Here is a 21,688-nt window from a genome sequence, read left to right on the forward strand (position 1 = left end):
CAGGCACAGGGACATCAGGCCGACACCGAGCCACCCGGCCAACCAACTACCGAGCGGCATCACGAGACAAACGGAACAGAGGGAGGAGCCTCAACAAGGCGCTTGCGGACGTCGCCGAAGACGCGCCCACTGCCGCGGGCGGAAGTACGTCGAGCATCGCGTCCAGGGCGAGCACGAGTGCGACGGTCGGTGCAAGCCGCACCAGTGCCGGCCGCTGGCGGACTCGTCCATTCGGCAGATTCACGGCATCCTCAGCGGCGCGTATAAGCGGGCGCTCCGCTGGCGATGGGTGGGCACGAATCCGATGGAGCAGGCGGAACCGCCAACCGCCGGCCGGACGGATCCGCGGCCACCGACCCCTAAGCAGGCGGCGCGGATCGCCAACGAAGCGTGGGCCGATCCCGAGTGGGGAATGCGCGACAACTGCGAAGCTGCGCGTAAAACGAGTCGAGCACCTCGCCACCGAGACGACCTACTGCCAGATCACCAAGAACTGGCCGGACGTGGTTCCGGATGTACCCCTCGTAGGTGACACGCGTCGTCGGCTCCAAGGTGATCAGCTCTAGGTACCGGTCCATGAGCTGGTTGACCGTGGCGCGAGTGCGAGGGTTCCTCTGCTCGTCGAGCTGGTTCAGCAGTCGCGTCAGCGCCTTCTGCGCGTCTCGCTTCGCGGTCGGGCCAGCGGGGATTGTTTCGGTGAGGTCGTGTCGACGCCCGCTCACCGGGTCGGTGCCGGCGTACACCTTCACCGTAGCGATCCGCTGGGCAGTTCTTCGATGCGGCCACGTTGACGCCCCGCGGCTCGGGACTGCGGTGCCATGGCACGACCGTATCCGGTTTGTGCCACGAAGCGAACCACGCGAACGGCGTCACATTGTCGATCAAGGCTGTGACCTGGGTGCCCCCGGCAGGAATCGAACCTGCGACCTGCGGTTTAGGAAACCGTTGCTCTATCCCCTGAGCTACGAGGGCGCGAGTCGTCAGCTTACCTGCCAGGGGATACCGACGCGTACCAGGGCGTACCAACCACTGCCAACGCGTGTCACCTGCCGCTGCTCCGACCCATGGAGCAGATATGGAGCACACGGATCGCCGCCTGACCGGTCCCGTGCCAACCCGTGCCAGGTAGTACCAACGGCTGCCAAGCGGTGCCAACGTCTCACCGAGCAAATACCGAGCATTGGTGAGCCGGCAGAGGGGTGGGCCAACTGAGCCCTTCTCCGCTGCTGGAATCCGATCCCGGTCGCGGCCGGGTGACGGTTGTCAAGGAGGTGAAGCCTGATTGCAGGACCACCCATCGACGTGACGGACAACCACGAACAAGCTGGTCACCGAAGCCTCGACACCATGAACGTCGAACGCCGCTGCCGGCACAAAGACAAGCACCTCACCTGGGTCACGGCCCACGTCACGGACCTTCCAGGACGAAGCGGAAGCGGGCTGTGTCGCCAGCTAGGTCGAGGTCATCACCGCTCACCGTACGACCAACGCCGATCCTGCGCTGTACCCAAGTTCGAGCTAAGGATTAAAAGTCCTCAGCTCTGCCATGAGCTACAGAGGTTGAATAGCTGAGGTTCGTCGGCGTGGCGGCGTGATAGATCTCGATGGGTTCGGTAGGCCGAAGGGATGAGGTATCCGGCTGGTGGTGGCATGAACGCGGCAGCCCGGGTCCGGCGTGAGAAGGTTCGGATCCAGGCTGCGGCCATGTTCGCCGAATCCCAAACGACCGCGCAGATTGCGTCTGAGCTGCGAGTTTCCGAGAAATCAGTACGCCAGTGGCGTCGACGGTGGACGGCCGGCGGGACGGCGGCTCTGGCGTCGGCCGGCCCTGGCGGCTCGGACTGCAAACTCTCCGGCGACCAGCAGAAACAGTTGATCGAGATGCTCGATGACGGCCCGGTCGTGCACGGCTGGGACGACGCCCGCTGGACCCTCGCCAGGGTCGCGGAGCTGATCGAGCGTCGCTTCGAGATCACCTACACGCTGCGCGGAGTGTCGTATCTGCTGCACCGCATCGGCTACAGCCAGCAGGTTCCCACTCGTCGGGCGATCGAACGCGACCCTCAGGCGATCGCTACGTGGCATCGCCGGCGGTGGCCGTCGGTAAGAGGTTAGCGGCGGCTCAGGGCGCGGGGATCTGTTTCCAGGACGAGGCGGGCCAGGTGATGCGGCCGCCGGTGGCCAAGACCTGGGCCCGGCGCGGGCACACTCCCGTGGTCGAGGTCTCCGGCAAGGGCTCCGGGCGGGTCTCGATTGCCGGGCTGGTCTGCCTCAAGCCCGGACACCGCGGCCGGTTGATGTGGCGCACGAGGCTGCACCGAAACCGCAAAGGTGAGCGTGGCAGTTTCAGCGAGGACGACTACATCGCCTTCCTCGATCAGGCCCACCAACGCTTGCGGGCACCGATCGTGCTGATCTGGGACAACCTGAACACCCACGTCAGCGTCCGGATGCGGGAACTGATCACGGCCCGGAGGTGGCTGACCGTGATCCGGTTACCCGCCTACGCCCCGGACCTCAACCCGGCCGAGGGCGTCTGGCGGTGGATGAAACGCGGCCTGACCAACACCGCCGCCCGCGGCGTCGACCACCTCGCCGACCTCGTCAAACGTCGGCTACGCGCCTGCCAGCAACAAACCGATCTCCTCGCTGGCTTCTTCGCCGGCACCGGCATGACCCTCGACCCCGAGCCACCGTGACGACTCGAACCTCAGCCTTTCAACCTCTGTAGCGGGACGACCGCGTAAGCGGCATATCGGATGTGGCTTCCGGTGGGGTCCGGTGGGGTCCGCCCTGGTCCGGGCGCTGCGACGGCTACAGAAGCCGTGTTTCCGCTGCTCGTCCGGCTGGGTCCGGCTACGTCCGGTGGGGGTACGGAACATCCGAGCGACCACGGAGCGACCGGCGGTCCGGCGAATGAGGCGACTGTGCACCTGCCAGCCACGAACACAGCTCAATTGCCATAGTCAACTACGACGTACTCGTTGAACGCCACGTGCAACATCACAGAGCCGGCGACGCCGACTAGGTTTTGAACGATGGTAGGACCGAAGCTTGATCAAAGCTGCTGTCGCGGCCGTGGCCGAACCGGGTGCACGAGCTGCAGGTGCAACATATCTTTCGGATCCTCGGCAAGGTCGTGTGCGTCCCGTGGATCCGCTGGCCCACCGCGAGCGGTCGAGTGGTCGAAGAGCAACACTTGCGAACCCGCGAGGAGAGATGATGTCGCAGGTGAGAGTGCTGTTCGACGATGAGGTGCCGGTCCATTACGGGTTCATCTGGGTGTCCGCCTCGGAAGAGGACCTGCCAGATCTGATGGAGACCCGGGCGGGTCAACGCAACGGGCTCTGCGGCGCGGCCGTGCCGGGCGTGTTGTCGCTGGTGACCGGGCTGCACACCGGCCGGGTGCCGTTGACGGTGCAGTGGCACGACACCGCCCCGAAACTCGACCCAGTCTGGGAAGACGTGGTGGAGGTGTCCTTCACCGCCGAGCAGTGCGACCTGGGGCTCTCCTCATTTCAGGACGGCTTCGACCTGACCCTGCCCGCGGCGGGCAGCCTGCGGGCGCGGTTCTGCGGGACCGGCATGGATGCCGCCCACGAGCAGGACACCTTGATGGGCGAGCCCACGATCGACCGGTACCTGCTAGCCCTATGGCCCGCCGCACCGGCTCCCGACGAGGTCGTGCGTCAGACCAGCGCGATCGCGGCGTACTGGCATCAGTCGGCGCAGGACCTGCCACTACCCACTGCCGAGGAACGCGGCGCTCAAGCCTCAGTTGAAGCCGAGCAGTAGCGCCCCGCCGACGAGCAGATCCTCGCCGAGCACGAGAAGCACGAGTGGGGTGGACGCCCGCCAAGTCCTCGGCTGCGGCAGCTCGGCGGCAACTTGCTGGGGGTAGCGCAGTCTCAGCGGGACCTGCTCGACATGTTCGAAGCCCTCGGCCCGCACACCCAACGCGCTGCCGCCCGGTGGCTTACCGGGAGCCTCACCTCGTCCCGCAACCCACCCCAGGACCGCCGTTCAGCTGGGCGAAGTCAGTTGGAAAACGCTCACTATTCTGGAACTGCGCCTCCGCGTCGGCCGGCAAGACACCCTTCTTGGGATTGTACGGGTTCGGTCCACCATGTGGATCATGGTGTCCAGGGTTCTCATAGCCGGGGATACAACCGCCCGGCCCTGTGTTGCGCATCAGGACCGGCGTATTGCCTGCGAGCACATAGTATGCGTGGAGGCACTACGGAGGCTGGTGCGTGCGCATGGATGGATCATGCCAAAGACCAGGTGTTTCGTATGGCTTCGGCGCGTCACGTATCGACAGGCAGAGATGTTGACCGCAACGCTGACCGCAACCTTGGCGGAACGCTCCCGGCGAGCCGCCCTCACACGTCGACGGTCATCATTGCCAGCCGATCCTCGCAAGGCCGACCCTTTCGCCCGCGCGGACCCGACTCACCACGGACCGGCACAAGGCCACGACGATCGCTGAGCAGCTGAGCGCCGTAGCCGGTTCCGGCGATCGACGCCGCACCGCTACGCGGTACGCCACCAGATGACCACACACCGCAAGGCGGCCGGCAGCATGGCCGACATTCCATTGAGATATGTACATCTAATGCGAGCGTATGACATCAACCCTGACCGCAACCCAGTCGACCACCCACGCCCGGCAATGCGCCGCGGAAACGCTTTCTTGCGGAGCGTAACGGCGCCGCAGTTTCCGACTGGAAGAGTCCGAGCTATATTCACGCCCCCCCCCGAACTGATTCACATGCCGAAATCTATAAAGGAAGCCATAAGCCAGGGGGAGTCTAGCGCCTCCGGATCGACTCCGGCTTCACGCAAGCTATCTCCGGGCAGAGGCTTGCGCTTGCGAATCTAATTTTTGGACACGGTAGAAATTCCGCCTAGAGCGAGCGCGAAGACGTTTGCTAGAGCCTCTCTCACATCCGGATCTCTATCTATACGCGCCAACGATCCAAACCTCACCGGAGAAATGTCGATAGTCGCAACTCCACCGCGACCATCCCCGCTCGCCACAGAGAAAAGGACAGCGCATCGGTAAGCACGTATCTGACCGCCTCTCGCCTCCCGCATCAGAGGCGACACCAGAACACTTCCTTCCTCCACCTGGGCACGAAGGGCTTCGAGCGACGTCCACCTGGTGGCGAAGCCGCTGTCCTCCGCGTCCCGTTGGATTTCCAGCAATGACTCAAAGCTGACTTGGCATACACGAAAATCCGGGTCTTGTTGTCTAACTATGGACATCAGACTTACGAATCCTCTCGTTCACAAGCTTCGACGATGCCCTCCGGAAGAGGATTCCACGGACGGGGCCAGATAGCTCTACTCCGGTTTAGTCACACGAGCATGGGTGACGTTGAATTGTAATCGGCGCGTTGGGGTCGAGGCGGCCATCTTTCACACGGTTGACCACCTCATCCACCCGGTGATGTCCGCCAAGAATGCGCCCGTCTCGCGACACTAGGATCCCGTCACCATGTTCAGCTTTGTTAATTCCGCCCAGAAGATCGTCATTGTCGAGCATTTCGTGATACCACTGTGAAGCGGGGTCGCGAGTCGACTGGCCGGGAGTATACCTACCTTCAAGGTCCCCTGCCTTAATCGTTTCGCCGCAGTTGTGCACCAGGACCGGTGTTGTGCCGGCGAGCACATAGTACGTGTGGAGGTGCTACGGCGGTCGAGGCAAGCGCATGGATGCGATCATGCCAGAGACCAGGTGTTTCTTGCGGTCCCAATTCCCAGCGCATCGACAGTTAAGGATCTTGACCGCAACGCTGACCGCAACCTGGGTGGAACGTTTACGCAAAGCACGAGCTTGCATCGATGGCAGTCGTGTTCTGGTAGACGGGCTGGGCTGCGATTGGTGACGCCAGGGTGCCCGGACCGAGCGGCCGTTAACCCCTTCGTCCGAAGGCCCACATGCGTGCGACGCGGCGTCTGCGCTAGGAAGGTTGGGTGTGCTCTGTCCGTGAGGCACCGTGGCGAAACAGCGTCGCCGTTGTTCCCCGTCACCTGCGATTTGCTTCGGCCCAATCAGCTCGAACGGTGAACGGGCGGCGGATCGCGGGAGGCGGCGCGTGGCTGCGGCTCACTCACTGGTGGTGGGTAGAGGGTCGGACGTCGCTCGGCTTCTTACAGGAACGTGAACGTGTCATGAGACGGACAACAAGTGAGCCGGCTTCGGACCCCTGACGATTGTGGGCGTAACGCGATGCGCCCCGCCGTGGCGGAAGCCGACCGGCGGGGCGCATGAGAAATTCTTAGTGCCCGTCTGGAAACCGTTTCAGGGTCGGTGATGGCGTGCCAGGCGGCGGCTCATGATGATGATCATTGACCATTGCACGATCGCGGCGTGATGTTCGGGTAGGCGTTCGTAGTCACGTACGGTGCGTCGGCATCGGCTGATCCAGGACAGAGTCCGTTCCACCACCCAGCGCCGGGGTAGAACGTGGAAGCCGAACTGTCCGGCGAATTTCGCGACGATCGTGACGGTGACGCCGAGTGCGGCGGCGAAGTCGACCAGCGTGCCGCTGTAGCCACTGTCGGCCCAGGTCATCGTCACCTTTCGGCAGACGGTGTGTACGGCCCAGAGCAGGACGCGGCCGGCTTGGCGGTCCTGCACCGAGGCGGCGCTGACCGCGACGACGAGCAGCAGCCCGATGGTGTCCACGGCGATGTGGCGTTTACGGCCGTTGACCCTCTTGCCGGCGTCGTAGCCGCGGCTGGCCCGGGCGACGGTCTCGGCCGCGCGCACCGACTGTGAGTCGATGATGGCTGCGCTCGGCTCGGGTTCGCGGCCGGCTGCGGTGCGGACCTGGTCGCGCAGGGTGTTGTGCAGGCGGTTGACGGTGCCGTCGGTGCTCCAGCGGGCGTGGTAGTCGTAGACGGTCTGCCAGGGCGGGAAATCGGCGGGTAAGGCCCGCCAGACGCAGCCGTTGTGGGCGAGGTAGCGGATCGCGTCGACGATGTCGCGGCGTGAATGCACCGGCCGGCGCCCGCCGCGACGGCTCGGCTGTCCAGCCGGGATCAGCGGGGCGATGACCTGCCATTCCGCGTCGCTGGTGTCCGACGGATAAAGACGGGCACGGTTGCTTGGCAGGTGATCGGCGGACACGACAGAGGCGGTGGATGCGCCGGCGCCACCGACCAGGTAGAAAGTCATACAGGGCCTTGAGGGATCGAGCGTGTTTGGTGTGGTTACCTGCGCTTCTACCTCAAGGCCCTACCCATGTCATTCAGACGCGCCGCACCGCCTACCCATCGACAGACCCAAGTTTCCAGACGGGCACTTACTGGACGTTTTGTTGGCATTGATGGTGCTAAAGAACGGTTAACAGCAGGCGATGGCAGTACCCGCCTGGCCGATCTAACCGAATAACGCAGTATCAGGTGCTTCAGATCTGTGAGGGTCCGCGGCTTTTCGTCCCTCGATCATGTTTCATTGACTTCCACCTCGGAATCGGCGGACATGGTGTCCTCACCGCACGACTCCACCACCGTAATCCACTGCTATGACCGAACGTCGCGCATACCCGTCCGACCTGTCCGACGCCCGCTGGGCCTTGATCGCGCCCCGGCTGACCGCGTGGCGTCAGGCCCGCACCGACGCCCGCACCGCGATCGGCATCAAAGGCCGCACCCCCAGCCACGACCTGCGGGAGATTTTCAACGCCATCCTCTACGTCAACCGCACCGGCATTGCCTGGCGTTACCTCCCGCACGACTTCCCTCCACACGCGACGGTCTACGGCTACTTCGCCCTATGGAGTAAGGAAGGGATCTTCACCGCCCTCAACTACAACCTCACCGGACTCGTCCGTGACCACCACGGCCGATCCGCCGAACCCACCGCATCGATCATGGACACCCAGAGCGTCAAGACCTCCACCAACGTGCCGCTCAAGACCCAGGGCATCGACGCCGGCAAAAAGATCGCCGGCCGTAAACGCGGCATCATCACCGACACCCTCGGCCTGCTGCTCGCCGTGATCGTCACCGCCGCCAGCGTCAGCGACAACGTGATCGGCAACGATCTGCTCGACCAGGCCACCGCCACCCACTCCGCCCTGACCAAGACCTGGGTCGATGCCGGCTTCAAAGTCAAAACCGTCGAACACGGCGCCAGTCTCGACATCGACGTCGAGATCGTCAACAAAGAACCGCAGGTCAAAGGCTTCAACGTGGTCAAACGACGCTGGGTCGTCGAGCGCACCATTGGCTGGCTCATGCACCACCGCCGCCTGGTGCGCGACTACGAAACCCGGCCCAGCAACTCCGAAGCCATGATCACCCTTGCCATGATCGACAACCTCGCTCGCCGAATCACCGGCGAAACCACCCCAACCTGGCGAGACCCTCAAATTACATAACACCACAAAATACGTTAATCAGACGTCCTCTTAGAGTTGTTCGTTCGGGGACGGTTCTTCCGGATGCTCCTGATCATCCGGTGCTTGGAGGGCGTCACCGATGGATTCGATGGCGTGGCGCTGGAGTCGAAGCCGAACGTGGGAGTAGATGTCGGCGGTGGTGTGGATCTGCGCGTGGCCGAGTAGGTCCTTGATGGTCACCAGGTCGACGCCCTGTTCCAGGAGCAGCGTTGCGCAGGTGTGGCGTAGGTCGTGAAACCGGATGTGTCGCACGTCCGCTAAGTCGCAGATGTCGCGGTGGCTCCGATAGACGGTCGCAGGATCCAGGGGTCCGCCGGTGGGTGTGGTGAAGACCAGGTCGTTGTCTTGCCAGGTGGTGCCCGCCTCCCGTCGGTCGATCTGCTGGCGTTGTTGATGCCGTTTGAGGGTGGTCAGGCTGTCCCGGGGGATGACGATCCGTCTGGCTGAGCGTTCGGTCTTGACCGGCTGGAACGTTGCTCCGCCTCGGGTTCGGGCAAACGTTCGTCGAACGTAGAGGTGCCCTTGCTTCATGTCGATGTCGCTCCACCGCAGTCCGAGGAGTTCGCCCTTACGAAGACCGGTACGGAGCGCCAGCTCGAACAAGGCTGCCTGCCGGTGGTAGGCGGCGACGAGGAGGTATTTTCGGGATTCGCCGAGGGTGAAGGGTTGAAAGTCGCTCTTCGGGGTCGGCAGCCGCACGGGTGACGCGACGTTGCGGCCGATCAGGTCTTCGCGTACTCCGTCGGCGAGCGCCGAGGAGAGCACTGCGCGAACGTAGCGCAGGGTACCGACCGCTACGGTTTTGCGGCAGCAGTCACCGACCGCACAGCAGACGGGACCACCCTTGCGCCGTACGTCGCGCTCCTTCGCACAACACCGGCAGGCGACGGCAATCTCGTTGAGGAACGCCCGGACCTGGGAGACGGTGAGGGCGCCCAGTCGGCGGTGTCCGAGACCGGGGATCAGGAAGTCGTTGACCAAACCGGCATACGTCTCGAAGGTGGTGGCTCGGACCCGCCTCTTGGCCACGGTGTGCAGCCAGGTGGTCAGGTAATCGCCGACTGTGACGGCGGGATCCTTGGCGACGGCGGCGGTGCCGCGCACCGAGTCGGCCAGCTTCTCGATCAGCTTGTCGGAGGCTTCCTTGCGGGTATCGCCGTAGACGTAGACGCGCTTGCGGGTGCCGTCGGCGGCGTGCAGGTACCCGGCGCCGCACCATCGGCCGTCGAGGCGCTGGTAAATAGTGCCTTCTCCGTTGGCTTTCTTACCGGCCATGACGAGCCTCCTTCACCAGCGAGTCGAGGTAGCCACTGAGCGCGGCGGCGGGAATCCGACGGCAGCGTCCGATCTGTACCGACGCGAGCCGGTGCGACCGGATGAGGTCGTAGACGCTGTGCTTGCCGAGTTGTAGCCGAGCCATCACGTCCTTGACCGTCAGCAGGTCCGGGCTCATGCACGTCCCTCCCGCCCGGCGTAATGCCAGTCCTTGACCACGAACAGCGAGGTGGCCGGGTCGAGGCCGAGCCGTTGCCTGGTCTGGGCTTCGGCAAACGCGCGGCGTTCGGCCCGCAGTGCGGTGAAGCTGGTCGAGTACGTGCGGGACTTGGACAAGAAGTGTCCTCGGTATCCGGCCTGGTGAGCCCACCGGCGGAGATTCATGGAGGCAAGCGCCGGTTGGGCGCCCAGCCGCCAAGTCGTCTCCACCAGAGTCCGGGGGTGTTCGCCTACCCGGTCCAGGTGGATGCCTGCTCGTCGGCCGGTGCCGTTGCAGCCCAGGCACAGCGCCGCCGGCCCGGTCTCCCGCTGAGGTGGAATGGACCCGTGGCCGTCGCAAGCGCGGCAGCACAGCGGGGCGATGGTCACGCCAGCAGTCTCCGCGGCCTTGGTGGCGTACTTGGCGACATAGCGCGCGACGGTCTGCTCGGACAGGTCCGCTGTTCTAGTCGTGATGCGTTGGATGTCGATCCGGCGTCCCCAGGCCAGCGCCCGAGCCTCGCAAACCCGAGTTGCCGGGGTGCCCACGCGGACCTTGCGGACGGCTGCACGGATTGCCTTGCCGAGCAGTTCAATAGTTGCCCAGGCGGGCGGCGGGGTGTGGGGGCCGTCTGGCCCGTCGAGGCGGACGATGGCATGGAAGTGCACGACGCCTCGCGCCTGGAACTCGGCGACCTTGGCAAAGACCAGCCGGACCTGACTGCCAGCTTCCTTGCGCGTTAGGCGGGCCAGCGCGGCGAGGCTGCGGCGCGTTGCGGTGGTGAATTCGGCCCACAGCCGTCCGGCGTGCGCGTTGAACAGGACCTGACCGGCGTAGTCGTAGCTGGTCAAGTCGAGCGGTGTGCCGATGACTGGATCACCGGTTGGGTGCCCGGCTCCGCAGGTGCCGGGGTGGCAGCGGCGCGGGATGCCTCGGCGGTTGGGGCCGAGGTGCACCTTGCCGAATGAGGGCGCAGTCAAGGTGATGAACAGGCGCGGGTGTGCTCCCACCTGCTCGGGTGTGTCTTTTCCGCCGCGCAGCCCGGCGGCGAAAAGGTGGTAGGCGTCGAGCTTGTACAGCGCCGAACAGGCTGGGCAAATAGAAGCGCGCCGGTTGCGGCATCGCAGCGCGAGCGTCCGGCCGGGTAGCTCGGAGGCGGTGACGTGTTCGACGATGCGGCCGGTGCCGGACTCGACCAGGAGATGAGTGCCGGCCAGGCGAAGGGGCCGGCTGCATTGCCCGCCCCGGTGGCGAAGCTGGACATGATCGGTGACTCGCAGCAACGCACTCGGGTCGGTGTTCGGGGTGAGGGGTGTCATGATGGCGGTGTTTCCTTCGCCTACAGGGTGGAGGGGAACAGGCCCCTGGAAGCGCGACGGAGTGTTCTTGGCGGAATAGGTCGTCGCTGCTTCCCGGGGCATCTTCTTCGCGGTCACGGTGTCGCTCCCGTGGACTCGTCGAGTAGGAGCCGCATCGGGTCACGCACCAGGTGAGCGGTTCGATCGGCGATCGCGTCGGCGGTTTCGTCCGGCACATAGGGCGTGCGGACCAAGGTGAAGCCGGGTCGGCCGGCCGCGACCATCGAGGCGACCCCGATGTAGGCGGAGTCCTGCAACCGTCGCGGGTGTGCGTCCGGCGAGCCGGAGATGTCCGCGCCCAGCACAGCGGTCGCTGCTTCCGAAGTGCGCTGCGCGAACGACACCGCGACCTGGCAGTTGTCCCGGATCTTCGTGGGGACGGCGTCGCCGGTGGCTTTCTGGGTGGCCAGCACGACCTGGATCGCGACGTTGCGGCCCTTGCGGACCAGTTCCTCCACCAGCCGGGCCGATTCTCGCGCCAGGGCGTCGAGCTGCTTGGACTCGGTGTCGTTGCGTTTGGTCTCGTGGAAGAAGGTGTGAGCTTCATCGATCACCACGATGACCAGCGGCCAGGACTCCGAGGGTCCGACGTGCCAGGCGTTCTTGACGCCGAGCACGGCTCGGATGTTCTGCTGTCGGGCGATCATCAGCGCGTGGACGTCGCGAAGCACGTCTCGGACCCGTTGGGAGTCGTCCTTGGCGCAGAGCCAGGCTCGCCGGAATAGCTCGTCGTAGTCGGGGCCGCCTTTGCCGTCGATCAGTACGAACTGCACGGCCGGACTCGGGGCGAGCTGGCAGAACCGGGCGTTCAGGAAGCTCGTCTTCCCATAGCCGGCCAGCCCCGCCACGACAACGCCGGACACTTCGGAGGTGCGGATCGTCACCGGCTGGCCGTCGGCGTCGATCCCGGCCCGCCATTGCAGCGGATCTCCCTGGGTGTCGAGCGTTGGGCAGTCGGTCCAACGGGTCGGCTCGGTCAGCGGGTCGCGCAGCAGTGCCCGTAACCGCAGCAATCCAGGTAGCACTTGTTCCACGCGGACCTGGCGAACCCGCCAGGCTGCGGCCAGGTAGTCGGCCGCGTTCTGGAACTCGGCCAGCCCGAGCTTCCCGACCGTGGAGGCGTCGACCCGCACGCCCCACGGCTCGGCCCTGACCCGGATCACCGGCGCCAACTGACGATAGACCGGCTGAGTCTGCGCAGTGGTCTTCCACCACGGCGGCCCCACCCGCTCGCTCTGGGTCAGTCCCACCCGGCGGGCGGTCCGCCGCCACGTTGCCTTGATCTTCCACGCCTTACGCAGCACCCGCCGCCCGTCACGATCCGCCCGGACGTAGCGAATGGCCGGTATCCCGAACTTGGCCAGCACCACGACTGCCATCAGGACGAGCGCCACCCACCCGAGTTTGGTCACGAATTGTGGGAGCTGAACCACGAGGTCCGCGATTCGCTCTGCCGCTTCCGGGGACATCTCGCTCACCCGACCTTCACGGTGGTGAGTGCCGCAGCCCGGAACATTTGCCAGGCTCGGCCGTTCTTCTCCCCCGCGATCAGGGTGAGGCCGGTCGCTTTGACCAGTTGACCCGTCGTCAACCCCTGCGGCACAGACGGCTGCGGGATTGAAACCCGCAGCACCTGCGGCTGGCCGCCGTCCATGATCAGCGACAACGGCACCTCGGCCAGTGCGGCACCGGTATCCCGGTCGGTCGCCGGAACCTGCTTCTCCTTGTCCTTGAACTGCGGCACTGGCGGGGCCAGCACCAGCAACGGACGACTCACATCAATCGGTAGGACTAGCACAAGTACTCCTCGTTCCAGGCTCCGCCCTTGTGGCGTGAACCTCGGGAAGCACAAGTTACACGTGACAATCCTTGCTCACAAGATCCTGAGCTAGAAACCTGAGATGCTCAGGTAGCTCAGCCTTCACGTGACGGATAGCATCCGAGGGTGACCTACCCAGCGGACGACAAGCGGGCACTCTTCGTGCGGGTCGTCGACGACATCGTTGACCAAATCCGCACGGGCAAGCTCACCGCCGAGGACAAGCTTCCGACCGCGCGAAAGATGGCCGAGATCTACGATGTCGCCTCCATGACCGCGCAACGGGCACTCCGCGAGCTGCAAGCCATGGGCCTCACCTACGGCATCGTCGGCAAGGGGACTTTCGTCCACCCCGAAGCCGCAGAACGGGTCAGGACCAACATCGATGGCAAGCGCCGCCCCAACAAGGCAGCGCAAAGCATCGACGAGGGTCTTGATCCCGCCACCGCCACATACCTTCTTAAGCGCGATGAAATGGCGACGAAGGCGTCGGAATGGCTCGAATCCCTGCCGCTGCGCGACAAAGCCAAGAGTCAACGACTCCAGGACGAGCTAGCCCAGATCCACGCAGAACTCACCCTCCTGCAAGCCATCGTCGAAGGCGACCAGGACGTTGATCCCGACAGCCCGCTCGGCCGCTACCGCGCGAACCTTACCCAAGCGGCTACACCGAACCCTGACACTGTCGCGGACGACGCAGCGTCCCGAGCGAAGCGAGACGACCCACCCAGCACCCAGAGGTAGTCCCGCAGAACGAACGGACGGCCACACTGGCTCAAACTATCTATACAAGTATCAAGCCGGCCCGGCCGGGACCGCGCGCTACGCCTTCGGCCCGCGCACGACCCGGCCCCACTCCCGAACCAACCAGCATCGGCACCCGCGTCTCGATGAGCACCAGGCCGCGACGATCGCTGACTGTGGCCAAGGCACTAACCCGCTTCCGGCGATCGACGCCGCACCGCTGCGCGGCACGCCACCAATGACCACACCGAGAGGCGGCCGGCATGATGGCCGGCGTCTCATTGAGATATCTACATCTAATGCGAACGTCTGACATCAACCCTGACCGCAACCCAGTCGACCACCCACGCCCGGCATTGCACCACGAAAGCACTGGCCTGCGGAGCGTAATGGCGGTGTAGCTTCCTACGGGAGCAGTCCAAGCTGTATGTGCGCCTTCCCGGAATGATTCACAGGCAGAAACCTACAAAGGAAAGTCACTATGCCAGGGAGCGTCTAGCGCCTCAGGATCGACTCCGGCTTCACAGACCGCACCATCAATTTCCTCGATGTTATCCACGACCCGTTCGTACGGCTTTGTCATGTCGTCTTCGAAGAAGCATTCGTCGTTATCAACGAGGTGTTTAGGAACCTCGATAGCGACGACCCGGAAGCGGCCATCCTGGCGAGGAACGACCCATACCCAGGAATAGTGGTCAGCTTGCCCTGATTCGCGTCGCGCAGCGATAGAGGACTTGCTCATGACCAGGCGGTTCTTGGCCTGAGTTTTCACTTGCCACCCCAGAAAATTCGGACGATGGGACCGTCGAAGGTATGGACTTGGAGGTGCGGCAACGCGCCGTCCACGTTCCCAGCGCCATGCCCCAGGACGCGACCATCTGCACCGACTTGGTCATCCCAGTGATAGGTTCCGCGCTTCTCGCCAAAATACTGCTTCGTGCCGACGCCATCGAAGCCGGACGCATTTCGATAACCTTGCCCCTGATACTTCCCCAGGAACAGTTCTTCGGCTTCCGCACGAGAACCAACTGTAATCTTTGTTGCGCCTTGGTCCAGGGAACGCGCCCCAGAACTGACGCGCCCGCTGCTCCATGGGATTTCACCGCCGCAGTTATGTACAAGTACCGGCGTGTTGCCTGCGAGCACATAGTACGTGTTGATGTCGGCGACGGTGAGGTTGTACATCGTTCGCACGCCGTCGTAGGACCGCACTCCCGTGACCGGCCGGACAGAGCCGTCGGAGGCACGCAATCTAGCCGCGGTGGTCAGATCGCCGGCATCGACCCAATCGTCGGTGGACTCGTCCCAGAAGGGGTGTTCCTGAGTCGTCTGGATCAGCGCAGGTTCGCCATCCGCGGTGCGAACAGTGAGGTCCGTGAACTCTTTGTCGTCGTTCACGTGGGTCGCGGTGACCTCGCGAGCCTCCGTACGATCCGTCTTCGGGTCCGTAGCGAGGACCTTGTCGCCAACCTCGATGTCGACGATCGGCTTTGTCGTCCCGTCGGCCATGAGGACGCGGGTCTTCGCCGAGAAGCTGTTAACGCAGGCCTTGGCTGTGCCCCGGGCCAGGTCGTCCAAGACGTCGAAGGCTTCGATGGAGAGGCGGGTCGAGGCCATCACTTTGCCGACCAACGCCGCGCTGGCGCCGCTCTCTTCGCTGACCGCCATTCTTGCCATTGCAGCGGACTCGGGATCCTGGCCGCTCGCCTTGGCGGCCTGGGCACCCACGGCGTCGTGGATAGCCTGGGCGTAGACCGTCGTGCACAGACCGCTTTCTTGCATGCACGCCCGGTCCATCATGCGAAGGAGCTTGACGTCGTTGCTGAGCGCGTCCCATCCACTGCCGTAGCTGGCGCGGAACATATGGTAGGCGTTGTTGATCTGGTCGGCGTACTTGGGGAGGTTCTCGACCTGGTCGCGTGTGACGGTCGCACCACCGATGATGGCGCTCTTCCCGTCGTTGGCGTATTCGACCGGGACAGGGTTCCGGTTGCCTCTGTTGCGGTTCTTGGTGTTGTTGTCGACCCATCCGTTTATCGGGCCTGACTTGGCCTTCGGCGCGACCGGGACTGCGTTGTTGCAGGAGCTGCGGCCGCCGCCGTTGCCGCAGTCCGGTCTCAATCCTGACGGGTCCGAGAGCGTGCTGGGGTTGTTGTTGCTGTAGGAGTAGCCGTTCCACTGCTGCGGGTCCATCAGGTCCTGGACCGGGTCCACGGACAGGAAGCGGCCCAGGCTCGGGTCGTACACCCGGGCGCCGATGTTGAGCAGGCCGCTGGCGTCGATGTCACCGCCGACGAAGCCCTTGAGCGTCGGCCACTGCACCGCCGCGCCGCGGTTGTCTCCGTATGGCTGCTGGCGGCGCTTGGTGACCTTCTGGGTGTACGCGTTGACCGACACCGTCTGCGTGCCGTGGTGGTCGTTGAAGAGCCAGGTCAGGGACTGGGCTGCTCCGGTACGCGCGGCGACCGTCTTGCCGCCGAAGGAGTAGTACCGGATGGCCGTGGCCGCCGTGGCGGAGGGCGCCCGGCGCAGTTCCATGCCGGGCAGGTACACCGTCGTGCCCGTGGAGTCGCGGTGGACCAGGCGGCCGCCCTCGGGGCCGTAGATGTTCGTGGTGGTGGTCTTGTCGTTCTCCACGATCGTCGCCTGCCGGCCTTCGCTGTCCCAGGTCAGCGTCTGGCCCGGGCGGGAGGTCGTGTTACCGGCGGCGTCGTAGCCGTACGTGGTCGTCTTCGGTGTCGTCTGGCCCGGTTCCAGGGTCGAGGTGGCCGTGACCGCGTGCGGGCGGACCACGCCAGGGCCAGGTGCCGGGACCGTGTACGTGGTGGTCTTGTCGCCCGCGGCGGTGTGGCTGACCTGCTTGGTGCGGTTGCCGAGGTTGTCGATCGTCCAGTCGAACCAGAACGGGGCCGGGCCGCCCATGTTCGCCACGGACGGTGCTGTGGAGCAGGCCACGCCGGCCCTCGGGGTCCAGGCGGAGGTGAGGCGCTGCAGGGGGTCGTAGCCGTAGCACTGGGTGTCGGCGTCGCCCACCTGCGGGGTGTCGGCGATGGAGAGCAGGTTGCCGTTGTGCTCCCAGGCGTAGGCGCGTTGGGAGACCGTGCGCCCCGCGGTCTCGGTCTGGACCTTGATCTCTTGCAGGCGGCGGGTGTCGCGCTCGTAGGAGACCGCTTCCTCGGCGTAGACGCCGCCGGCGATCTTCAGGGTGGTGACGGTCGGCTCGCCGAACGCGGTGTACCGCTGGGCGGCCACGTAGGAGCCCATGTTCGGCAGGTTGGTGTCCAGGCTGGTGGGCAGGCCCGAAACCGCGTCGTACCGGATGGTGAGCGCTTCGGGGGTGAGGTCGGCGGCGTCCGGATAGGTCATGCCGGTCGGTGCGCCATTGTAGGGCGAGTACTGGTAGCCGAACACGTACGTGCCGGCGAGGCCCGTCTCGGCGGCGGGGATCACGTAGTGCTCGCCCGCGACGGCGTATCGGGGGGTGAAGCCGCGGGCCTGCCACTTGTACTGGTTGCCGTTGTCGTACCGGATCGCCTGGGTCAGTTGGCCTCGGACCGCATCCTCGGTGAAGAGGTAGTCGTACTTCCACTCGGCGCGCTTGTTCGCGTCCGCCACCGTGGAGTCGTAAACGCCAGTCTTGCGACCCATCCAGTCGTAGGTGTACCGGAGTGTCTTGCCGCGCGCGTCGGTCGTCGACTCGAGCTCGTCGTACGCGGTGTAGGTAGAGGTCGTCTTGCCGCTGTCCGGGTCCGTCCTCTCGATCACGCGGCCCTTGACGTCGTACTTCATGGCCCATTCGTTGCCGGCGGAGTCCTTGACCGACGTGAGCTGGTCCTTGGCGTTGTAGCCGTACGTCGTCGCCAGGAAGGCACCGGAGAGACCCACCGGCGTGTGGTACTGCCGGGCCTCGACGGTCCGACCCTGGGTATCGACGACCGTCGTGGTGGGGGTGCCGCCCTTGGGCGGGACGACCGTCGTGCGGTCACCTTCGTACGAGGTCGTGGTGCGCCACTTCTCGACGATGTTGGTCACGCCGTCGCCCGAGCGGAACGCCACCGCGGTCGGGCGGCTTGCCCGGTCGTAGTGCGTCACGGTTTGGGTGGGCACCGCCCATTCCGGCTGCCACCACAGAGTGCCCGACGGTTCGCCCTGACCGGCGTGTGCGCCGAACGCCATCTCGGCGCGGCCGTGCCCGTCGTAGAGGGTGTCGGAGACGATCCGGCCGCCGCCGACCGCCTTGGTCTGCGTCTGCCGGGGCCGCAGGAGGCCGTCGAAGATCGCGTACGAGACGTTGGTGCCGCCGGCCGCGTTCAGGGTCTCGGTCTTCACGTACGGGTACGCCGAACGTGAGCCGCTGTAGAAGTAGGTGTACTTCGACGACGGCTGCGTCTGGTGTGCCTGGCGAGACCACCCGACGTCCCACACCTGGGAGGTGCGGCCCAGGGCGTCGTAGGCGACCTCGGTCACGTACCCGTTGGGGTCGGTGACTTTCTCCGCCTTCGCCCAGGCGGGGTTGACCTTCGTAGTGGTCTTCCAGCCCTTCTGGTTGGTCTGGGTGCGACCGGTGGTGAGGCTCTTCGCCGGGCTGAGGACCGTGGTGACGGTGTTACCCCGCACGTCCGTCGAGGTCAGCTGACGGCCGAAGTCGTCGAAGGTGGCCCGGCTGGCTGTCTGCCATACGGTGCCACCGGAGGGGGTCCAGTCCTGCAAGGTGTCGGTGCGGGTCAGCGCACCGTGCACCGGCGTCGTGTCGGAGCTGGTAGCCCCGTCGTAGAAGCTCACTCCGTCGGCGAGCATGTGCTCGGCCTTGGTCGGGGCGGTAGCGCACGGCAGTGCCTTCACCGTCAGCCGCTTCACCGTGGCAAGCAGATTCTTGCCGACATTGCGGTTGTACGACGTGGTCGCACATGTCTCGTCGCCGGACTTGGCGATGTCGCCGTTCTCCTGCACCGAGACCGGCATCCCATAGTCGTCGACCGTCATGGTGGTGCTGGTCGTGCTCCAGCCCCGAGCACCGTCGACGCCCAGCGCCGTACCCGAGTAGATCGTCTTGACACCGGCGTAGCGGGCGGTGACGGTGTCGCCGTTGATGGTCCGCGACGCGGTCGGATCTGAGCGTCTCGGGACGTTGACCGTCTTGCTGACCGGCTTGTCCTCGGTGCCGTTGTAGGTGACCTGTTCGCGGACCATGCCGGCGTACTGGTCCTCGTCGTACACGGTCTCAGAGCCCAGCGTCGCGGGCACCGTGACCGTGCGCGTGCCTCCGCTCGGCGCGGCCTTGTCGCCGTGCATACCGCGTAGGTACGTCGTCTTCGTCAGCGACTTGTTCGCATCACCGACCTGCGTGGTCACGGTGGCGTAGCCGCGGAACTGGTCCCAGGTCTTGCGTTTGGGTTTGGTGAGCCCGTCGTCGTCGGCGAAGTGCCAGGCGGGCGTTCCGCCGTACGTGTAATAGGTGTTGACTGTCGGCGCCTGATGGCCGTCCGCCAGCTGGGTGTCCGTTTGAGAGACCTGGGTGACGACGTACTTGTGCCACCACTCGGTGATGTCCGGCCCGCCGGGGTTGAGCGGATCCGGCCCGATCACCGGATAACAGCGCCGGGTGTTGGTGTGCGGCGAGGACGGCAGGTCACCGGACGTGCAGTCAGGCAACGAGTAGGACACCTGGATCCGCGACCCGGTTTCGCTGTAGATGTTGCTCAGCCGCTGCCAGTTGTTCGTCGTGTTCGTCTTGGTCAGGACGCGGTTGCGCATCGCCACGGGCTCGAGCGTCACCGGCGGCAGCGTCACAGTGCCGCCGACGTGACCGGCGTGCACGATCGTCTTCAGCCAGAGACCTCCCTTTTCCCCGTCGCCCGGCGACGGGAAGGAGTGCTCGAAGGTGTACGAGTCGACGTTCTGCCAATCCGGGGTGGCCTTCGTGGTGTCCCAGATGCGCGTCGTCACCTTGGCAAGGCGCTTGGTCGTCCAGAACGTGGGGGCCATGTCGTCGCACTCGGTCGCGCTCGCCTTGCACTCCTGGTCCCACGGGGTATCCGGCCAGTGCGAGCCGTCGTGCTTCGTGCAGTCGGACAGGCATCGGTCGGCGGTGTCGAAGGCGACCTGAACGAGCGGGCTGACGGAACGGTCCGAGGTGCCCCGGTCCCAGGTGCCGTAGTCGATCCGGCGCAGGGCCCCGCCACGGACATAGGAGACGTTCTCCGATTCCTTGGCCTCGGCGGCGTACTGGTTGGTCTCCTTGTCGTACCAGAAGGAGATCGTGTTGCCGCGGGTGTCGATGGCGTAGTCGAGGTTCCAACGCCATGCCTGCGTCACGCGGGAGTCGTGGAACTTGGCGGCGTGCTTCGGCTCGCCGTCGTGGTTGCTGTAGACGGGAACCGTCCACGCCGAGTTCGTGTCCGACGTCTCGCCGGGAAGCTTGTTGCGTCCGAAGAAATACTGGGTGCCGTCGGTCGAGGTGACCTTCCAGTGCTCGCCGTCGTCGTCACCGTTGGTGGTGCCGGTCAGCCTTTCGATCCGCGAGCCGTCCTCGGCACGGGAGTGCCAGCCGTTGCCGGCTTCAAAGATCAGCTCCGTGCTGCTGCCGCCCAGCGACATGGTGGCGTTCTGCGAGCGCCAGCACAGGTCGCCGGTGTGTTCGGGATTGTTGTCCTCACCGGCCTTGTCCTCGGAACACGGCACGTAGCGGCGCTCGATGAAGCCCGGCGAGTACTCGAAACCCTCACCGATCCACGACGGCTGGTTGTTGGTCGCCGACGAACGCCCATCAACGCTGGACGAGGAGTAGGAGATGCCTACCTCCGGCTGCGGACCGCCCATTCCGGCTGGCATCCGCATCGGATACGACCAGCTGAAGTCGCCCGACGAACCACCCGCGGACCAGGTCGACGACGCCGACAACGACGTCGCACCGAAGTCCCCGGAATCACCCGCCGGCGCCGCGGCCAGCGCGACGAGAACGGCGGCCGGCGCCCGGCGGGCCGCAAGCCGATTCGCCGCAGCGCCGCTCCCCACGCCGGTCACCTCCGCGGTGACCGTCTTCGCGGCCGGGTCGTTGCGCGACGGCAGCGGCGTGGCGGCACACCCCGCCCGGTCCGGGGTCGTCAACGCACACTCCGGCAGCGACCACAGGCGCAGCCGTGACGACCAGCCACCGCCATAGGCGTACTGGTAGGCCGAGTAGTTCATGGACACCGAGGCCGGTCCGGAAAGCCGGGCGACCACACCCGCACGCCACCGTTCCGGCACCGCCGCCCGATCGACCACCACCGCGGTGGGCTTCTCGGTCGTGGCCTGGGCGGCGACCCGGCCGGCCTTACGGGCCGGGGCCGCAGCCACGGATGTGCCCGCGGCCGGCCAAACTGGCGCCGGTAGCTGGACTTCGGGAAGCTCCTTCGGCTTCCAGGCGATGCCACGCACCTCGGAGCCCGCCGCTCTGATGTCTGCCTGCGAGGCCAGACGAGCCGGATGCACCGGCTCCGCCTGCGCGGCCGGAGCGACGGACAGGGTCGAGCCCACGAGTACGCCCACCGCACCGACCGTGATCGTCGCCTTGACGCGATTCAAGCTGATCGCCCGAGCCCAGGCTCCGGAAACTCGCATGTGGACAGCACGAATCTTCGCCACCGACGTCTCCCCGTAAGTACCAGTGCGGCGGGCAGACATTAAGCTTCTTCTAAGGCTCTGTCCAGTGGCCTTCCGGAAAGTAGCGGCCTATCCGCACCGATAGAGCCGCCCATATCGCCCATATCGCCGCGCGATGTGGGAACCGTAACTCGAACACGATTCTCGTTTACATTCATCGTGATCACCGCCTACAGTGATGCGCGCTTTGCCGCCACGACTACGGGGGTCTGACTGTGGCTTCAGCCATGCTGCG

At 65.3% G+C, this 21,688-nt stretch carries 14 protein-coding genes, 1 tRNA gene and 1 pseudogene; 5 read left to right on the forward strand and 11 right to left on the reverse strand.

What is annotated here, in order from left to right:
* Window positions 1–359: 359 nt before the first annotated feature.
* Complete coding sequence (locus EDD30_RS40645) at window positions 360–578, reverse strand: N-terminal phage integrase SAM-like domain-containing protein (protein ID WP_244945607.1); 219 nt, start codon at window positions 576–578, stop codon at window positions 360–362.
* Between the two features lie 321 nt (window positions 579–899).
* Window positions 900–972: transfer RNA gene (locus EDD30_RS15975), tRNA-Arg, on the reverse strand.
* A 678-nt stretch (window positions 973–1,650) separates the two neighbouring features.
* Here EDD30_RS15975 and EDD30_RS15980 point away from each other — a divergent pair.
* From EDD30_RS15980 to EDD30_RS15990, 3 genes are all read left to right on the forward strand, one after another.
* Window positions 1,651–2,115: a winged helix-turn-helix domain-containing protein gene (locus EDD30_RS15980; RefSeq protein ID WP_280526127.1), complete on the forward strand. Its 465-nt coding sequence runs from the start codon at window positions 1,651–1,653 to the stop codon at window positions 2,113–2,115.
* A complete protein-coding gene (locus EDD30_RS15985; protein WP_244945117.1) occupies window positions 2,079–2,699 on the forward strand; it encodes a transposase in 621 nt (206 codons plus the stop codon). Before EDD30_RS15980 ends, EDD30_RS15985 begins: the two co-directional genes overlap by 37 nt.
* Window positions 2,700–3,222: 523 nt before the next feature.
* A complete protein-coding gene (locus EDD30_RS15990) occupies window positions 3,223–3,795 on the forward strand; it encodes a hypothetical protein (protein ID WP_071808069.1) in 573 nt (190 codons plus the stop codon).
* Here the strand turns inward: EDD30_RS15990 and EDD30_RS39125 are convergent.
* Window positions 3,775–3,951 (reverse strand): hypothetical protein, encoded by a 177-nt coding sequence (locus EDD30_RS39125; RefSeq protein WP_170047533.1) that lies wholly within the window; start codon window positions 3,949–3,951, stop codon window positions 3,775–3,777. The genes EDD30_RS15990 and EDD30_RS39125 overlap by 21 nt on opposite strands.
* A gap of 2,356 nt (window positions 3,952–6,307) precedes the next feature.
* Window positions 6,308–7,186, reverse strand: a complete 879-nt coding sequence (locus EDD30_RS16005; protein WP_244945116.1) for an IS5 family transposase — start codon at window positions 7,184–7,186, stop codon at window positions 6,308–6,310.
* Window positions 7,187–7,535: 349 nt separating this feature from the next.
* Here EDD30_RS16005 and EDD30_RS16010 point away from each other — a divergent pair, with 349 nt between their 5' ends.
* The gene (locus EDD30_RS16010) at window positions 7,536–8,393 is read left to right on the forward strand and encodes an IS5 family transposase (RefSeq protein WP_123678311.1); all 858 of its coding nucleotides are present in this window, start codon (window positions 7,536–7,538) and stop codon (window positions 8,391–8,393) included.
* Between the two features lie 30 nt (window positions 8,394–8,423).
* On the opposite strand, the gene EDD30_RS16015 is transcribed toward EDD30_RS16010, so the two are convergent.
* The 5 genes and pseudogenes from EDD30_RS16015 to EDD30_RS16035 form a co-directional block, all read right to left on the reverse strand.
* Entirely contained in the window at window positions 8,424–9,689 is a 1,266-nt protein-coding gene (locus tag EDD30_RS16015) for a tyrosine-type recombinase/integrase (RefSeq protein WP_071810074.1), read from the reverse strand.
* Window positions 9,679–9,867 (reverse strand): helix-turn-helix domain-containing protein, encoded by a 189-nt coding sequence (locus EDD30_RS16020; RefSeq protein ID WP_071810075.1) that lies wholly within the window; start codon window positions 9,865–9,867, stop codon window positions 9,679–9,681. The genes EDD30_RS16015 and EDD30_RS16020 overlap by 11 nt, the downstream gene beginning before the upstream one ends.
* On the reverse strand, window positions 9,864–11,207 hold the full coding sequence (locus tag EDD30_RS16025) for a replication initiator (protein WP_123678312.1): 1,344 nt from the start codon (window positions 11,205–11,207) through the stop codon (window positions 9,864–9,866). Before EDD30_RS16025 ends, EDD30_RS16020 begins: the two co-directional genes overlap by 4 nt.
* 143 nt (window positions 11,208–11,350) lie before the next feature.
* Window positions 11,351–12,625 (reverse strand): annotated as a pseudogene (locus tag EDD30_RS16030) (FtsK/SpoIIIE domain-containing protein); the annotation flags it as partial.
* Window positions 12,626–12,720: 95 nt separating this feature from the next.
* On the reverse strand, window positions 12,721–13,044 hold the full coding sequence (locus EDD30_RS16035; RefSeq protein ID WP_071810076.1) for a hypothetical protein: 324 nt from the start codon (window positions 13,042–13,044) through the stop codon (window positions 12,721–12,723).
* Between the two features lie 147 nt (window positions 13,045–13,191).
* Here EDD30_RS16035 and EDD30_RS16040 point away from each other — a divergent pair, with 147 nt between their 5' ends.
* The gene (locus EDD30_RS16040) at window positions 13,192–13,809 is read left to right on the forward strand and encodes a GntR family transcriptional regulator (protein WP_071810077.1); all 618 of its coding nucleotides are present in this window, start codon (window positions 13,192–13,194) and stop codon (window positions 13,807–13,809) included.
* A gap of 463 nt (window positions 13,810–14,272) precedes the next feature.
* On the opposite strand, the gene EDD30_RS38295 is transcribed toward EDD30_RS16040, so the two are convergent.
* Together EDD30_RS38295 and EDD30_RS16045 are read right to left on the reverse strand one after the other, a co-directional pair.
* The gene (locus EDD30_RS38295; RefSeq protein WP_143163067.1) at window positions 14,273–14,581 is read right to left on the reverse strand and encodes a hypothetical protein; all 309 of its coding nucleotides are present in this window, start codon (window positions 14,579–14,581) and stop codon (window positions 14,273–14,275) included.
* The gene (locus tag EDD30_RS16045; protein ID WP_148088140.1) at window positions 14,578–21,474 is read right to left on the reverse strand and encodes a polymorphic toxin-type HINT domain-containing protein; all 6,897 of its coding nucleotides are present in this window, start codon (window positions 21,472–21,474) and stop codon (window positions 14,578–14,580) included. Before EDD30_RS16045 ends, EDD30_RS38295 begins: the two co-directional genes overlap by 4 nt.
* Window positions 21,475–21,688 lie beyond the last annotated feature (214 nt).

The sequence above is a fragment of the Couchioplanes caeruleus genome (genome assembly GCF_003751945.1).
In the GTDB taxonomy this organism is placed as follows: domain Bacteria; phylum Actinomycetota; class Actinomycetes; order Mycobacteriales; family Micromonosporaceae; genus Actinoplanes; species Actinoplanes caeruleus.

Bases quoted from the DNA above. Each gene is read 5' to 3' on its own strand.
- EDD30_RS40645 (WP_244945607.1), bottom strand. From the start codon at position 578: ATGGACCGGTACCTAGAGCTGATCACCTTGGAGCCGACGACGCGTGTC.
- EDD30_RS15980 (WP_280526127.1), top strand. From the start codon at position 1,651: ATGAACGCGGCAGCCCGGGTCCGGCGTGAGAAGGTTCGGATCCAGGCT.
- EDD30_RS15990 (WP_071808069.1), top strand. From the start codon at position 3,223: ATGTCGCAGGTGAGAGTGCTGTTCGACGATGAGGTGCCGGTCCATTAC.
- EDD30_RS16005 (WP_244945116.1), bottom strand. From the start codon at position 7,186: ATGACTTTCTACCTGGTCGGTGGCGCCGGCGCATCCACCGCCTCTGTC.
- EDD30_RS16010 (WP_123678311.1), top strand. From the start codon at position 7,536: ATGACCGAACGTCGCGCATACCCGTCCGACCTGTCCGACGCCCGCTGG.
- EDD30_RS16015 (WP_071810074.1), bottom strand. From the start codon at position 9,689: ATGGCCGGTAAGAAAGCCAACGGAGAAGGCACTATTTACCAGCGCCTC.
- EDD30_RS16020 (WP_071810075.1), bottom strand. From the start codon at position 9,867: ATGAGCCCGGACCTGCTGACGGTCAAGGACGTGATGGCTCGGCTACAA.
- EDD30_RS16025 (WP_123678312.1), bottom strand. From the start codon at position 11,207: ATGACACCCCTCACCCCGAACACCGACCCGAGTGCGTTGCTGCGAGTC.
- EDD30_RS16045 (WP_148088140.1), bottom strand. From the start codon at position 21,474: ATGTCTGCCCGCCGCACTGGTACTTACGGGGAGACGTCGGTGGCGAAG.